This window comes from Bradyrhizobium sp. RDI18, assembly GCF_043203335.1.
GTDB lineage: Bacteria > Pseudomonadota > Alphaproteobacteria > Rhizobiales > Xanthobacteraceae > Bradyrhizobium > Bradyrhizobium retamae.
This window is the reverse complement of the sequence record NZ_JBICRN010000008.1, coordinates 3,081,601-3,096,822: the sequence shown is the minus strand read 5'-3', so window position 1 is coordinate 3,096,822 and position 15,222 is coordinate 3,081,601. Positions and strand designations below refer to the sequence as shown.

Sequence of the window (15,222 nt, the reverse complement as noted above, 5' to 3'; positions counted from 1 at the left end):
TCGGCGAGATGGATTGCTTCGCTTCGCTCGCAATGACGCGGGAGAGGCCGTCACTCCTCCATCAGCATGTTCATATGCTCCACCGCGTCGGCAAAATCTTCCTTGAATTCCTGCACCACGGCGCCGGCCGACTTCACGCTGTCGATCAGGCCGACGCCCTGGCCGACAAAGTAGGTCACCAGATCGCGCGCCTGCACGTTGCCGGCGGCGGCCGCGCGGTCGATCGAGTTGAAGGCATCGCGGCTGATGATGCTTTGCAGCGGCATCGGCAAGGCGCCGGGGCTATCCGGCCCGCGGTCCCATGCATCGGTCCACACCGACCGCAATTGTCGTGCCGGCTTGCCGGTGCGGCCCTTGAGCGGACCGCGTCGCGCGAGGATGCGGCGATCATCTTCTCGCGGAAAATTTCCGTGGTCTCCGATTCCACCGTCGCCAGCCACACCGAGCCGGTCCAGGCGCCGGCCGCACCCATCGCCATGCAGGCCGCCATCTGCCTACCTGTCATGATGCCGCCTGCGGCCAGCACCGGCACGTCGCGGACCGGCTTGATCGCCTTGATCACCTCGGGCACCAGCACCATGGTCGAGACCTCGCCGCAATGGCCGCCGGCCTCGGTGCCTTGCGCAACCAAAATATCGACGCCGGCGGCGACCTGCCGCAGCGCGTGCTCTTTCGAACCAACGAGCGCCGCCACCGGCACGCCATGCTTGCGGCCCATGTCGATCATCTGTTTCGGCGGCACGCCGAGCGCGTTCGCAATCAGCTTGATCGGATGGCGAAACGAGACCTCGAGCACGTCAAGCGCGCGCTGCGCGTCGAACGGCTGCGGCTGGTTGTCGGCGACATTGGTCGTTGTCAACTCGACGCCGTACTTCTTCAGCAGGTTGCGGGTGAAATCGCGATGCTGCGGCGAAATCCGCGCCTCCAGGCTCTTCCAGGTGACGTCCTTCTCGCCCGCGGTAGAAATGTTTTCGGGGATCAGCACGTCGAGCCCGTAAGGCTTGCCATCGGTTTGATCGTCGATCCATTTCAGTTCCTGTTCGATCGTCTCGGGCGAATGCGCGGTCGCTCCCAATACGCCAAACCCGCCGGCGCGGCTGACGGCGGCAACGACGTCGCGGCAATGGCTGAAAGCGAGCAGGGGGAATTCAATTCCCAGCATGTCGCAGATTGGCGATTTCATGGTTAGTCCTCCCGGCGGCAGCATTCGGTGGTTGCTGCTCGCTTCCACGTGACGCTAGCCCATCGGAGGCTTGCATGCCAAGCGGCCTTGCTCCTCTCGACATGAGGAGTGAACATTCCACCGCGCAAAATATGCAATGCCATGCCGCCGATTTGCGTCTTGCGCTTTCACGCTGTGGAGAGAATGCTGGCAACCAAATCAAGCGATAACCCAAGGGAGCCCGCCTTTATGTCCGCCACGTCTTCCGTTACCGCCAAATTGCCCGAGGCCTACGACGTCGTCGTGGTCGGCGCGGGTTTTGCCGGCATGTACATGCTCCACCGCTTGCGCGGACAGGGAATGACGGCGCGGGTCTACGAGCAGGGCTCGGGCGTCGGCGGCACCTGGTATTGGAACCGCTATCCCGGCGCGCGCTGCGACGTCGAGAGCATGCAGTATTCCTATTCGTTCTCGGAAGAGCTGCAGCAGGAGTGGGACTGGAGCGAGCGCTATGCACCGCAGCCGGAGATTTTGAAATACGCCAACCACTTCGCCGACCGCTTTGATCTGCGAAGGGACATCCAGTTCGACACCCGCGTCGATCGTGCCGAGTTCAACGAGGCGACCTCCCTCTGGTCGGTAACGACTTCGGCCGGCAAAACGGTATCAGCAAAATTCGTCGTGCTCGCTACCGGCTGCCTGTCGAACGCGCGAATGCCCGACATCAAGGGTCTCGAGCGGTTCAAGGGCAAGGTCTACCACACCGGCCACTGGCCGCATGAGGAAGTCGATTTCACCGGCCAGCGCGTCGGCGTCATCGGCACGGGATCGTCGGGGATTCAGTCGGTGCCGGTTATCGCCGAACAGGCCAGCCATCTGACGGTATTCCAACGCACCGCGAATTTCTCGATTCCCGCCCGCAATGCGCCGCTGACGGAACAGGAGCGGCAGAAATTCCGCGCCAACTATCCCGAGATCCGGCGCTTCGCGCGCGAGGTGGCGAAGAACGGCATCTATACCGAGATGCCCGACCGCGGCGCGCTCGATGACGGCGACAACGAGCGCCGCGCGAAGTACGAGGCGCGCTGGAATCACGGCGGGCTTACCTTCATGTCGGTCTACAACAATCTTGCGCTCGACAAGGCCGCCAACGACACCGCTGCGAATTTCGTCCGCGAGAAGATCGCCGGCATCGTCAAGAACCCGGAAACGGCAAAACTATTGCAGCCGAACAACCATCCGATCGGCTCAAAACGCATTTGCATCGACACCGATTATTTCGCGACCTTCAACCGCCCAAACGTGACGCTGGTCGACATCAAGTCTAGCCCGATCGAAGAGATCACCGAAAGCGCCGTGCGCGTGGCCGGCAAGAACTACGAAGTCGACGCTCTGGTGTTGGCGACCGGTTTTGACGCCATGACGGGATCGGTGGCGAAGATCGATATCAAGGGCCGCGACGGCCAGACGCTGAACCAGAAATGGGTCGCGGGCCCACGCACCTATCTCGGCCTGATGAGCGCGGGATTTCCCAATCTCTTCGTCATCACCGGCCCCGGCAGCCCGTCGGTGCTGTCCAACATGGTCGTGTCGATCGAGCAGCATGTCGACTGGATCACCGACTGTCTCGCTTACATGCGCGATCGCGGGCTCGACACGATGGAGGCCGCCACCGAAGCCGAGGACAAATGGGTCGCCCACGTCAACGAGGTCGCCTACACCACGCTGTATCCGCAGGCGAATTCCTGGTACATGGGCGCCAACGTCCCGGGTAAGCCGCGCATCTTCATGCCCTATATCGGCGGCGTCGGGCCGTACCGGCAGATCTGCAACGACGTCGCCGCCAAGGGGTATGAGGGGTTTGTGATGGAGCGGGCAGAGGCGCCGCGCAAGGCGGCGGCGTCCTAAGCGGCTGCCGTAGGGTGGGCAAAGGCGCGCAAGCGCCGTGCCCACCATCTTCCGATCTGATAGCACGAATGGTGGGCGCGCTTCGCTTTGCCCACCCTACAGGTCAGCCCCGCAGCCGCCGCGTTAACACCTCAACAAACCGGTCGGCATCGGCTTCGTCATTATAGACGTGCGGCGACACACGCATGCGCCCCAGCCGCGTTGCGACATAGACGCCTTCGCTTGCCAGTCCTTCGACGAGGCCCGCCGGCATTCCGCCCTTGAAGGCGAGGCTCACGATATGCGGCGCCCGCAGATGAGGTTCGGGGACGTGGACGCCGATGCTGCGCACGGCTTGCGCGATCCGCTCCGTCAACATCGTGAGACGCTGCACAATAGCCGGTGCTCCCCATTCGACCATCATCTCCATGCCGATCGAGGCCATCTCCATCGAGATGAAATGATCGCGCTCGCCCATGTCGAAGCGCCGCGCATCGCCAACGTAACTGACATCCGTGAAATAGACCGCGTTCTCGGCGCGCACGTTGCGACGGCCAGACGCGGTCTGCTCGAGCGGGATACCGCCTTGATGGCGCTTTGCAACATAGAGAAAGGCGCGGCCGTAGGGTCCGAGCAGCCATTTGTAGGTCGGGAAGATCACAAAATCCGGGTCGAGACGCTTCACGTCGGTCGTCAGCACGCCAGCGCTTTGCGTCGCGTCGACGAGAAAGGCAGCGCCTCGTTGCCGGAGTGCCGTGCCGACCTCGTAGACGTCGATCAACCCACCATCCGACCAGTGCACGGATGAGATCGAGGCCAGGCTGACCGGTGGTGCGCCGGATCGTTCGATCGCGGCAAGCACCGCCGACGTCCAATCGCCATCGTCGGGTTGCCGAACCGTCTCGACTTCGAACCCTTCCTCGGCCCGCGTATGCCATTCGAGCACCGGCGAGGAGTGGTCGTTCTCCAGCACGATCACGCGCGTGCCGCGGGCGATCGGCAGCATCTTCGCGGCGGTCGCGACGCCGTAACTGACCGAGGGAATCAGCGCGATATCCGCAGCCTCGGCATTGATCAGCCGGGCGGCAGCAAGGCGCGCGCGTTCATGCTGTTGGTTGGCGAAGGAGGCCTCGATCGTCCACGGCGAGCCCTTGCGGAGAACCGCGGCGCGGCCGGCCTCTAGCGTTCGAAGCGGCAGCGGGCTGTAGGAGGCGGCATTCAGGTAGCAGATCTGGCGCGGTATCTCGAACAGGGGGCGCTGTGATGAGAGCATGTGGATGGTCTCTTTGCTGGTGATACATCCACTATGACCGATCTCGACTATGCCAGCCACAAGAGCATTGCTCCGAGTACACTTGCCAACTGGCGGGAGATTTTCAGCGCAATGGCGGGCGCTTGCTCTACACTTGCTTCGCAACATGCGCATTCCTCCCCTGAGTTTTGCGCGCTTTTTGTTTGGTTGCAGTGCTGATACGAAACCTTACATGGATTGCGGCGGCCGCCGCGCGACAGATCACGCAATCGCGAGACGGCTCGTAGGAGCCTGGAGCCAAACCAATGACCGATGCCCCCGTTAACGATCCCGCCGAATACGTCCCGCCGAAAGTCTGGACCTGGAACAAGGAGAGCGGCGGCCGGTTCGCCGCGATCAATCGCCCGATCGCAGGCCCAACGCATGAGGCGGAGCTGCCGGTCGGCCGCCATCCGTTCCAGCTCTACTCGCTTGCTACTCCCAACGGCGTCAAGGTCACCGTGATGTTCGAGGAGCTGCTTGCGGCCGGCCACAGCGGTGCGGAGTACGACGCCTGGCTGATCAAGATCGACGGCAATCAGTTCGGCAGCGGCTTTGTCGCTGTTAATCCGAATTCGAAGATCCCCGCACTGATGGATCGCAGCGGACCGACGCCGATCCGGGTGTTTGAGTCCGGTGCGATCCTGATGCATCTCGCCGAAAAGTTCGGTGCGTTTTTGCCGACCAGCGGGCCGGCGCGGGCCGAATGCCTGTCGTGGCTGTTCTGGCAGATGGGCAGCGCGCCGTTTCTCGGCGGCGGCTTTGGCCATTTCTACGCCTACGCGCCGACCAAGATCGAATACGCCATCGACCGCTACGCCATGGAGGTGAAGCGCCAGCTCGACGTGCTCAATCGGCGTTTGGCCGATAACGAATATCTCGCAGGGAGCGAATACACGATCGCCGATATGGCCACCTGGCCGTGGTACGGCGCGCTGGCCAAGGGCCTGGTCTACGGCGCCGGGGAATTCCTCTCGGTGCACGAATACAAGAACGTGCAGCGCTGGACCGACGCGATCGCCAAGCGCCCGGCGGTGAAGCGTGGCCGCATGGTCAACCGCATCTCCGGCGATCCGGCAAGCCAGTTGCACGAGCGGCACGATGCCAGCGATTTCGATACCAGGACGCAGGACAAGATCGGCGAGCCGGCGCAAGAGTGAGGCGAGGGGGAACGCGATGAGCTTTTTCGAAAAAGGCGCCGTTCGCATCCACTACGAGGAAGCCGGCTCCGGCTTTCCGTTGCTCCTGATCGCCGGCGGCGGATTGAATTCGAACATCTCGGGCATCACCGGCGACTATCCGCCCTTCAACGCCATCAGGGAATTCGGCAACGAATACCGCTGCATCGCCTATGACCTGCGCAACGCGCCGCCCGGCCAATCCACCGGCCCGCTCGAGATCGAGCGCCCCTGGGATTCCCACACCGACGACCAGCTCGCGCTGATGGATCACCTCGGTTTTGAAAAATTCATGGTGCTGGGTTTCTGCATCGGCGGTCCCTTGATCTGGAATCTGATCAAGCGCGCGCCGGATCGCGTCGTCGCCGCCGTACTGGCGATGCCGTCAGGCTCGCGTCCCGAAATGCGCGATCTGTTTTACAATAACAACATGACCGGCTGGGCGCCCGAACTGACAAAATGCCGGCCTGACATCACGATGGAGCAGGCGGAAAAATTCCTGACGAAGATGTATCGCACCGATCCCGATTTCGTCTTCACCGTGACGCGCGATTTTGTGCGAAGCTGCCAGACGCCGGTGCTGATCCTGCCCGACGACATCCCGGCGCATCCTTACGCGGTCGCGATGGAGAGCGCGATGCTGGCGCCGAACGCGGAAGTCAGCCTGTTTCCGTGGAAGGAGCCGAAAGAGCGGGTGCCACTCGCGGTGCGGCAGATCCGGTCTTTCCTGCGTGCGCATAGGCCGGTGTCTAATTCGTAGTAGCCTGTAGGATGGGGAAGCGATACCCATTAATACCGTTCGTGATGCTGATGGGTATCGCTTCGCTCCACCCATCCTACTTCTAGACCGCCGCCTTCGCCCCTTCCGCCGGCGGAAACACCACGCGGTCGTCGGTCCGGCAGTAACGATCCGCGAACATGCGGCCGATCGGGTGATAGCGCTCCATGTGCACGCGCATCGCGGCGTGGTCCCATAGTTCGTCGCGGATATGGAAGTGGATGCCTTCGCCCATCACCAGCAGCCGGTCGCCATTGACGTCGATCTCCTTCCAGGTCTTGCACTCCATCGCAAACGGCGCATCCGCCAGCCGCGGTACGGCGATTTTGGTCGAGGGCGCCAGTTTGAGATCGAGATAGTCCGGCTCGCCGATCTCGGGCGGAAAGTCGCCGCTGCTTTCATGCATGGCCCGCGCCAACGGCTCGTCGGTCATGTTGACGACGAACTCGGCCGTTCGGCGGATGTTGATTACGGTATCCTTGACGCGGCCGTCGGGCCGCAGATTGGCGGCAAACATGCAAAGCGGCGGATCCTCGCAGAACACGTTGAAGAAGCTGAACGGCGCCGCGTTGACCACGCCGGTCGGACCGATCGTCGTCACCCAGGCGATCGGCCGCGGCAGCACGAAGGAGGTGAGCACCTTGTAGCGCTCGCGGGGTTTTAAGTCGCTGGGGGCGTATTGCATGACGGAGAACTCGCGGTAGGAAGAACAAAGCGGGCCCAACTTCTCCGTCCTTGCGAGCGAAGCGAAGCAATCCATAGCGCCCCATGTGGTGGCATGGATTGCTTCGTCGCATCGCTCCTCGCAATGACGGTTTCTTGGGGTTACGGCATGCTCAGTTCATGCCTTCCGACCACCATCCAGTGCACCTCGTCCGGACCGTCGGCGAAGCGGAGGTGGCGGACATCCTGGTACATCTCGCCGAGCGGGCTCCACTGCGAAATGCCGGTCGCGCCGTGCATCTGGATCGCCTGGTCGATGATCTTGCAGGTGCGCTCAGGCACCATGGCCTTGACCATGCTGACCCAGATCCGCGCCTCCTTGTTGCCGAGCACGTCCATCGCTTTCGCGGCTTTCAGCACCATCAGGCGCATCGCCTCGATCTCGCAGCGCGCCTGGGCAATGATCTGCAAGTTTCCGCCGAGATGGGCGATCTTCTTGCCGAAGGCTTCGCGGGTGAGCCCGCGCGACACCATCAGGTCGAGCGCCTTTTCCGCCTTGCCAATCGTGCGCATGCAGTGATGGATGCGCCCCGGTCCGAGGCGAACCTGCGAGATTTCAAAGCCGCGGCCTTCGCCGAGCAAAATGTTCTCCTTCGGCACCCGGCAGTTGTTGAAGCGCAGATGCATGTGGCCGCGCGGCGCGTGGTCGTGGCCGAACACGTGCATCGGGCCCAAAATCTCGACGCCGGGGGTGTCGATCGGCACCAGGATCTGCGACTGCTGCTTGCTCGGCGGCGCATCGGGATTGGTCTTCACCATCACGATCATGATCTTGCAGCGCGGATCGCCGGCGCCGGAGATGTAATACTTCTCGCCGTTGATCACCCATTCGTCGCCGACGAGTTTTGCCGTGGTGGAAATATTCTTGGCGTCGGAGGAGGCAACGTTGGGTTCGGTCATCGCGTAGGCCGAGCGGATTTCGCCTGCCAGCAGCGGCTTCAGCCACTTCTCCTTCTGCTCCTTGGTGCCGACGCGCTCCAGCACTTCCATGTTGCCGGTGTCGGGCGCCGAACAGTTCATGGTCTCCGACGCCAGCGGATTCTTCGCCAGTTCAACCGCGATATAGGCGTAGTCGAGATTCTTCAGGCCTTCGCCGGTCTCGGCATCGGGCAAAAAGAAATTCCACAGGCCTTCTTCCTTGGCCTTGTCCTTGGCCTTCTGCAGCACCGCCAGTTGCTCCGGCGTAAAGCTCCAGCGGTCCTTCTTGCCTTCGCCGAGCCGCATGAACTCGACCGACATCGGATCGACGGTCTCGCGGATGAATTTTTTGACGTGCTCGTACAGCGGACGAACCTCGTCCGACATGCGCAAATCGTTGAGTTCTTCGCCCGGGTTGAGATTGTAGGTGGTCGTCCGCGGGATGTAGGCGTGTTTCATGGATTGTTCCTCCCATTGCGCAGACCATTCATCTGCGGGCGCGCACTCGGCTCGTTGGCCGGCAATGTAGACGGGCGGGCAGGGCTTGTACAAGCGCGCCTGGGCGAGGCGATTTTCCGCCGCATGGCAAGCCGGGTCGGTGCCCCGATATTGGCGAATTACGTTTCCGCCTCGCTCATTTGCGCCGGGCCCTCTGATCGAAGGCGCCGAGCACCGCGAGCGTCATCGCGGTGACGCCGGTTTCGATGGTCGGTTTCGGCACCGGCGCAAACAGCGGCGAATGATTGGACGGTATCGGTGGCCCGCCGCTGCGTGCTGCGTCGATACGTTCCTGGTCATAGACGCCGATGTTGAACATCATCGATGGCACGCCTGCGCCGGCGAATTCGGAGAAATCCTCGCTTGCGGTCGTCGGCGGCGATAGCTTGAACTTGTCGCCGAATGCCGCCTTCAGCACGTCGGCGGTGGCCGCGACCACATCTGGATCGTTCATGACGGGCTTGGTGCCCTCGACGATCTTGATGTCGGGAGCGGGCGCATCCGACATCGCCGCGGCCGCCTTTGCCGTCCGTTCGATCCCGGCATGTAGTTTGGCGCGAACCTCGGGCTTGTAGGAGCGAATGGTGCCGGAGAGCCGCACCGAGTCGGGGATGATATTTGGAGCGGTGCCGCCATGAATGGCGCCGATGCTCACGACACCGAATTCAGTTGGATCCTTCTCGCGGCTGATCACAGTTTGTACGTCGACGATGAACCGCGCCGCAATCGCAACGGGATCGACGGTCGTGTGCGGTGCCGAACCGTGACCGCCGCGGCCGTGGAATGTTATATCGAGGCCGTCGGCGGCGGACGAACCTACTCCTGTGCGATAGAAGCCCGTGCCATGAGAGAACGGACCGGCATGCAGGGCGAGGGCGATATCGGGTTTGGCAAAGCGCGTAAACAGGCCATCCGCCAGCATGGCCTTGGCACCCGCCACGATTTCTTCCGCCGGTTGGGCGATGAACATCAGCGTGCCGCGCCACTGCTCTTTCAGGCCAAGCAGCGTCTTCGCCGTCCCGACCCAGCTCGCCATGTGGATGTCGTGGCCGCAGCTATGGGCGACGAACACCTCCCGCCCGTTCCAGTTGGCCTTGTCGCGGCTCGCATAGTCGAGGCCGGTCTTCTCCTCCATCGGCAGCGCATCGAGCTCGGTGCGCACCATGATGGTGGGGCCGTCGCCGTTTCGGTAAATGGCGACCAGCCCGGTCTTGCCGACCTTCTCGGTGACCTCGAAGCCGAGCGCGCGCATTTCCGCGGCGAGCCTCGCGGCGGTTTTTACCTCCTGAAACGCAAGCTCAGGATGGGCGTGGATTTCCTTGTAGAGCGCGTCGAGCTTCGGATAGTCGCTTGCGAACGAGGCTTCGATCGCCTTCTGCAGGGTGGCGACATCGAGCTCGGCGTGGGCGGGCAGCGTGATGGTTGCGAATAGCGCGGCGGACGCCGCCAATGAGATGACAGATCGCTTCATGGCCCGACGTCCCTTCGATTGTGCCGCACCCCGTGCTGCGTAGGGTGGGTTACGCCTTCGGCTAAACCCACCCTACAATCTTCGTTTACGCCGGCATCCGGTGCATCGCGCAGATCTTGTTGCCGTCGAGATCACGCAAATAAGCGAGATAGAGTTTGCCCGCGCTGCCTTCGCGGATGCCCGGCGGATTTTCGCAAGTCGTTCCGCCATTGGCGATGCCGGTCGCGTGCCATGCGTCGGCCTGCTCGGGCGAGTCGGCCGCAAAACCGATGGTGCCGCCATTGGCGGGCGTCGCGGGCTGGCCGTTGATCGGCTTGGTCACCGAGAATATTCCGGTCTTGGTGATGTAGAAAATGCGGTGGCCGTCGACCCGTGCCGGCCGCACACCGAGCGTGCCGAGCAATGCGTCATAGAACGCCTTGGCCTTGTCGAGGTCGTTGGTGCCGATCATCACATGCGAAAACATTTCTTCAATTTCCTCCCAGTTTTTCCGGACGAATTTGTTTCCAGACGAACAAGCGCAAATTGCTGCCACTTCACTTTCCCGGGCCACCTCATTACGCTGCTCGTTGCCGGGCACTGTAGACGGCGCCGCGGGCGTTCTACAAGCAGCTCGGTCCGGTAGCCGAAAAGCCACGCGATCCCACCGGATTACGGATCGTTAATCCGGCTGGCGCGTTGGTTCCTGTCGCCAAACGCGGCGCCTCGACGCACCCCGGCATCTTGAAGCGGTCTCGGGTGAGTTCCTACCTCTGGGATGCCTGCCACGGCGTTCAGCCGCGGGCGGCAAGGAGACGAAAATGAGCTATTTTAAGACTGCCATTCTGTTGGCCGGTCTGACCGGCCTCTTCATGGGCGTCGGCTATCTGATCGGCGGCGCCACCGGCGCTACGATCGCGCTCGTGATCGCGGCGGCGACCAATATTTTCGCCTACTGGAATTCGGACCGCATGGTGCTGTCGATGTACGGCGCCCATGAGGTCGACCAGCGAACGGCGCCCGACCTCTTCAATCTCGTGGCTGAACTCGCCGGCCGCGCCGGCCTGCCGATGCCGCGCGTGTTCCTGATGGACGAGCCGCAACCGAACGCCTTCGCCACGGGCCGCAATCCGCAGAACGCGGCGGTCGCCGTGACCACGGGTCTGGTGCAGTCGGTTAGCCGCGAAGAACTCGCGGGCGTGATCGCGCACGAGCTCGCGCACATCAAAAATCACGATACGCTGCTGATGACCATCACCGCGACCATTGCCGGTGCGATCTCGATGCTGGCGCAGTTCGGCATGTTCTTTGGCGGCAACCGCGACCAGGGTCCCGGCATCATCGGATCGATTGCCATGATGATCCTGGCCCCGCTCGGCGCCATGCTGGTGCAGATGGCGATCAGCCGGACGCGCGAATACGCCGCCGACGATCTCGGCGCGCGCATTTGCGGTCAGCCGATGTGGCTTGCGTCCGCTCTGGCCAAGATCGCCAACGCCGCGCATGTCGTGCCGAATGTCGAAGCCGAGCGCAATCCGGCGACCGCGCACATGTTCATCATCAACCCGTTGTCGGGTCAGGGCATGGACAATCTGTTCACGACGCACCCCTCGACCGAGAACCGCATCGCTGCCTTGCAGCAGCTCGCGGCGGAGCTTGGCGCGCAGGGCGGCACCTTCTCCGCCAACGCGCGCGGCAATTATCCGCGCCGCAGCCCGTGGGGCCGGACTTCTACCTCGCGCGGCCCGTGGGGATAAGCCGGGGATATGCGGACCGCGTAGGGTGGGCAAAGGCGCTTCGCGCCGTGCCCACCATCTCTTCGCACTATTCGCTGTGAATGGTGGGCACGCTTGCGCTTGCCCACCCTGCAAACTGATTTGCCGCGCGCGCAAGGACGTTTTCATGCAGGGCGCAACGCGCCGCGAGATCATGGACTCATACCTATCCGCGTCGTCCCTGCGAACGCAGGGACCCATAACCACAAATGTTCATGTTCTGCGAAGTTGTCGCTACAGCGATGCCGACAATTGGCATCGATGGTTATGGATCCCTGCGTTCGCAGGGACGACGATGGAGATCGCCTACGTCAACCAACCTCAAAACGCCGTGTACCCGCCATCGATCACAAAGCAATCCGCCGTATGATACGACGATGCCTGGCTCATGATGTACACGGCGATGCCGCCAAAATCGCTCGGCTCGCCGAAGCGGCGCACTGGAATGCGCGGCATCACGTTGGCGACGAATTTGTCGTTGGCCATCAGCCCCGACGTCATGTCGCTCTTGATCCAGCCTGGCAGGATCGCGTTCGCGGTGACGCCGTAGCGCGCCAGCTCGACCGCGAGCGCGCGGCACAGCGCGTTCAGCGCCGCCTTGGTGCCGGCGTAGTGCTCGTTGCGCGCGGTGCCGAACAAGGACGCCAGGCTCGAGGTCGCAACCAGCCGGCCGAATTTGTCGCCGGCTTCCGCACGTTCGGTCATGTGGCGGGCGGCGGCCTGAAACACGTGGAAGACGCCGTCGAGATTGGTCGCGAACATTTTTCGCCATTCCTCCTCGGTGCGGTCGATGAAGGCGCGCCGGCCGCCGCCGCCGATGCCGGCATTGGCAAAGCAGCCGTCGACGCGGCCGAATGTATCGAGCGTCGCCTTCATCGCGGCCTTGACGGAGGCGGGATCGGTGACGTCGCAGATCTGCGTATGGACCTTGCCGGGCCCGGCCGACATGGTTGCCGCTGCGCTCCTGTTCTTGTCGCCATTGCGGCCCCAGATCGAGACGTTGCAGCCTTGGGCGTTCAGCGCCTGCGCAATGCCGAGGCCGATGCCGCCATTGCCACCGGTGATGACCGCCGTGCGGCCGGTGAGGTCAAAGATGCTCATTGGATGTTTCCATTTTGTTTGGCAACAGAGTTGCGCCCTGCGGCGGGCAGATGTTCTGGCGCAAGCATGGACAACGCCGCCCAGAAAATCAAATATGGGCGAGACAACGCCGGTCTTCCGCGCAGCGAAATAGCGCGTAAACACAAGTTAAGAGGAAACAATGCAGTTCAAGCACGTCACGCTCGATTTCGATGGCGCGGTCGCCGTTCTCAAGCTCGACCATCAGGAGGTCATGAATGCGGTCTCGATGGACATGCTGGGCGGGCTTGGCGAGGCGCTCGACGCGATCGAGGAGAAGCGAGAGGAGGTGCGCTGCCTCGTGCTGACCGGCGCCGGACGCGCCTTCTGCACCGGCGCCAATCTGCAGGGCCGCAACAACCAGAAGCCTGGCAAGAGCAATGCCGGTCAATCGCTGGAAATCGGCTTTCATCCGTTCCTGCGGCGGCTGCGCCGGCTGCATTGCCCGATCGTCACTGCCGTCAACGGTCCCGCCGCGGGCGCCGGCATGAGCTTTGCGCTGATGGGCGACATGATCCTCTGCGCCCGCTCGTCCTATTTCCTGCAGGCGTTCCGCCGCATCGGCCTGGTGCCGGACTGCGGCTCGACCTGGCTGTTGCCGCGCATGATCGGCAAGGCGCGCTCGGTGGAATTGTCGCTGATGGGCGAACGGTTGCCGGCAGAGAAGGCGCTGGAATGGGGCCTCGTCAACCGCGTCTATGACGATGCTGACTTGATGGAGGAGGCGATGAAGCTCGCGCGTGAGCTCGCCAATGGGCCGACGATCGCGCTGTCGCTGATCCGAAAGCTCTACTGGGACAGCCCGGAAAATTCCTTCGAGGAGCAGCTCAACCTCGAATTCGAATCGCAACGCATCGCCGGCGCGGCTGATGATTTCAAGGAAGGCGTTGCTGCCTTCCTCGAAAAGCGCCCCGCCAAGTTCAGGGGCAAATGATCGAGGAGCAACTCGGGCGCTGCGTCGCCTCCTGGTATCCGGGAGCGACCGGCGTCACCGGCGCCGCAAAACTTTCCGGCGGCGCCAGCCAGGAGACCTGGACGTTCGATATCGTGCATCCGGACGGCAATGTCGGCGCGATCCTGCGCCGCGCGCCGCCGGGCTATGGCGCGTCGCCGGGGCGGGCCGCCGGCCTCGATGCCGAGGCGACACTGATGCAATTGGCACATGACGCCGGCCTGCCTTCACCGCGCGTGATGCATGTGCTGAAGCCGGCGGACGAACTCGGTCGCGGCTTCATCATGCAGCGGATCGAGGGCGAGACCATCGCGCGGAAGATCCTGCGCGATGAGCAATTCGCCGAGGCGCGGCCGATCCTGGCGCGGCAGTTGGGCCGCGTGATCGCGGGCATTCACGGCTTGCCGTCGGCGAACCTGCCGAAGTTGCGCGAGATGAGCGCGACCAAGGAGATCGCCGACCTCGAGCGGGAATACCGCAGCTTCAACCGGCCGCGGCCGGTGTTCGAATTGGCGCTGCGCTGGCTGCGCGAGCGCGATCCCGGACCGTCGCAGCAGGTGACGCTGGTGCATGGCGATTTTCGCCACGGCAACCTGATCATCGGCCCCGACGGCGTCCGTGCGGTGCTGGACTGGGAGCTCGCGCATGTCGGCGATCCGATGGAAGACCTCGGCTGGATCTGCGTCAACTCCTGGCGCTTCGGCGAGATTGACAAGCCGGTCGGTGGCTTTGGGACGCGCGAGGAATTGTTCGCCGGATACGAGGAAGCCGGCCGCACGGTCGATCCTGATCGTGTGATGCTCTGGGAAGTGATGGGCACGCTGCGCTGGGGCATCATGTGCTGCGGCATGATGCAGCGTTTTCGGCAAGGCCCCGACCATTCGATGGAACGCGCCATGATCGGGCGGCGTTCCTCGGAGACGGAAATCGATCTGCTACGGCTACTCGCGCCGCGGGGAAAGGCATGATCCCGAAAAGTGGAAACCGGTTTTCGGATAGGATCATGCCTCAAAAGGGAGGGTGAGATGCAAGACGAACCGACCCCCACCGAACTGATCAAGGCGGTCGCGGATTTCCTCCGCAACGAGATTGCTGCAGAGATCAAAGGCCACAACGCCTTCAAGCTCCGCGTCGGCATCAACGCGCTCGACCTGGTGACGCGGCAACTGGCGCTGGAGCAGGGGAGTGATGTCGCCGAAGTTGCGCGGCTCAAGCAGTTGCTCGGCATGGATGGCGCGTTGATCGAGTTGAATCGCGCGCTGTGCGAGAAGATCGCCAGAGGCGAAGTCGATCTGCAGACACCGGGGCTAGCAGAACATCTCTGGCAGACGACGATGGACAAGCTCGCCGTCGACCAGCCGAATTACGCGTCCTACAAGAGGGAGCTGGGGGGCAAGGGTAGCTAGTTCTGCGTCGTCCCTGCGAACGCAGGGACCCATAACCACAGGCGTTCGTGATGACGAAAGGTCGCTGCCACCGCACCGCCAAGAG

At 63.0% G+C, this 15,222-nt stretch carries 14 protein-coding genes and 1 pseudogene; 8 read left to right on the top strand and 7 right to left on the bottom strand.

From position 1 onward, the window contains the following. Positions 1–50: 50 nt before the first annotated feature. Positions 51–1,183, bottom strand: a pseudogene (locus ACFXS9_RS24035) (nitronate monooxygenase). Between the two features lie 228 nt (positions 1,184–1,411). On the opposite strand from ACFXS9_RS24035, the gene ACFXS9_RS24030 reads away from it, so the two are divergent. Continuing rightward, positions 1,412–3,070, top strand: coding sequence for a flavin-containing monooxygenase (locus ACFXS9_RS24030; RefSeq protein WP_392692695.1), 1,659 nt, complete (start codon positions 1,412–1,414; stop codon positions 3,068–3,070). Positions 3,071–3,173: 103 nt separating this feature from the next. Here the strand turns inward: ACFXS9_RS24030 and ACFXS9_RS24025 are convergent, their stop codons facing one another. Next, on the bottom strand, positions 3,174–4,322 hold the full coding sequence (locus tag ACFXS9_RS24025; protein WP_392692693.1) for an aminotransferase class V-fold PLP-dependent enzyme: 1,149 nt from the start codon (positions 4,320–4,322) through the stop codon (positions 3,174–3,176). Positions 4,323–4,355: 33 nt separating this feature from the next. Between ACFXS9_RS24025 and ACFXS9_RS24020 the strand changes: the two genes are divergently transcribed. The 3 genes from ACFXS9_RS24020 (at position 4,356) to ACFXS9_RS24010 (ending at position 6,278) form a co-directional block, all read left to right on the top strand. Next, on the top strand, positions 4,356–4,520 hold the full coding sequence (locus tag ACFXS9_RS24020) for a hypothetical protein (RefSeq protein WP_392692690.1): 165 nt from the start codon (positions 4,356–4,358) through the stop codon (positions 4,518–4,520). An 86-nt stretch (positions 4,521–4,606) separates the two neighbouring features. Continuing rightward, a complete protein-coding gene (yghU, locus tag ACFXS9_RS24015) occupies positions 4,607–5,500 on the top strand; it encodes a glutathione-dependent disulfide-bond oxidoreductase (RefSeq protein WP_392692687.1) in 894 nt (297 codons plus the stop codon). 16 nt (positions 5,501–5,516) lie between these two features. Then, entirely contained in the window at positions 5,517–6,278 is a 762-nt protein-coding gene (locus tag ACFXS9_RS24010; protein WP_392692684.1) for an alpha/beta fold hydrolase, read from the top strand. Between the two features lie 82 nt (positions 6,279–6,360). Here ACFXS9_RS24010 and ACFXS9_RS24005 read toward each other — a convergent pair whose 3' ends face one another. From ACFXS9_RS24005 to ACFXS9_RS23990, 4 genes are all read right to left on the bottom strand, one after another. Beyond that, positions 6,361–6,981 carry a flavin reductase family protein gene (locus ACFXS9_RS24005; protein WP_392692682.1) on the bottom strand — a complete coding sequence of 207 codons (621 nt, stop codon included), beginning with the start codon at positions 6,979–6,981 and terminating at the stop codon, positions 6,361–6,363. Between the two features lie 140 nt (positions 6,982–7,121). Next, positions 7,122–8,396: an acyl-CoA dehydrogenase family protein gene (locus ACFXS9_RS24000; RefSeq protein WP_028350958.1), complete on the bottom strand. Its 1,275-nt coding sequence runs from the start codon at positions 8,394–8,396 to the stop codon at positions 7,122–7,124. A gap of 175 nt (positions 8,397–8,571) precedes the next feature. After that, the gene (locus ACFXS9_RS23995; protein WP_392692678.1) at positions 8,572–9,906 is read right to left on the bottom strand and encodes an amidohydrolase; all 1,335 of its coding nucleotides are present in this window, start codon (positions 9,904–9,906) and stop codon (positions 8,572–8,574) included. Between the two features lie 85 nt (positions 9,907–9,991). Further along, complete coding sequence (locus ACFXS9_RS23990) at positions 9,992–10,372, bottom strand: VOC family protein (RefSeq protein WP_392692675.1); 381 nt, start codon at positions 10,370–10,372, stop codon at positions 9,992–9,994. A gap of 334 nt (positions 10,373–10,706) precedes the next feature. Here ACFXS9_RS23990 and htpX point away from each other — a divergent pair, with 334 nt between their 5' ends. Next, on the top strand, positions 10,707–11,642 hold the full coding sequence (gene htpX / locus ACFXS9_RS23985) for a zinc metalloprotease HtpX (RefSeq protein WP_392692672.1): 936 nt from the start codon (positions 10,707–10,709) through the stop codon (positions 11,640–11,642). 339 nt (positions 11,643–11,981) lie between these two features. On the opposite strand, the gene ACFXS9_RS23980 is transcribed toward htpX, so the two are convergent. Further along, positions 11,982–12,761: an SDR family NAD(P)-dependent oxidoreductase gene (locus ACFXS9_RS23980; RefSeq protein WP_392692669.1), complete on the bottom strand. Its 780-nt coding sequence runs from the start codon at positions 12,759–12,761 to the stop codon at positions 11,982–11,984. Positions 12,762–12,921: 160 nt separating this feature from the next. Between ACFXS9_RS23980 and ACFXS9_RS23975 the strand changes: the two genes are divergently transcribed. From ACFXS9_RS23975 to ACFXS9_RS23965, 3 genes are read left to right on the top strand one after another with little or no spacing between them, the layout of a single operon-like run. Next, a complete protein-coding gene (locus ACFXS9_RS23975; protein WP_392692666.1) occupies positions 12,922–13,713 on the top strand; it encodes an enoyl-CoA hydratase/isomerase in 792 nt (263 codons plus the stop codon). Further along, positions 13,710–14,699, top strand: a complete 990-nt coding sequence (locus ACFXS9_RS23970; RefSeq protein ID WP_392692663.1) for a phosphotransferase family protein — start codon at positions 13,710–13,712, stop codon at positions 14,697–14,699. The genes ACFXS9_RS23975 and ACFXS9_RS23970 overlap by 4 nt, the downstream gene beginning before the upstream one ends. Positions 14,700–14,756: 57 nt before the next feature. Further along, positions 14,757–15,137, top strand: coding sequence for a DUF6285 domain-containing protein (locus tag ACFXS9_RS23965; RefSeq protein ID WP_392692661.1), 381 nt, complete (start codon positions 14,757–14,759; stop codon positions 15,135–15,137). Positions 15,138–15,222 lie beyond the last annotated feature (85 nt).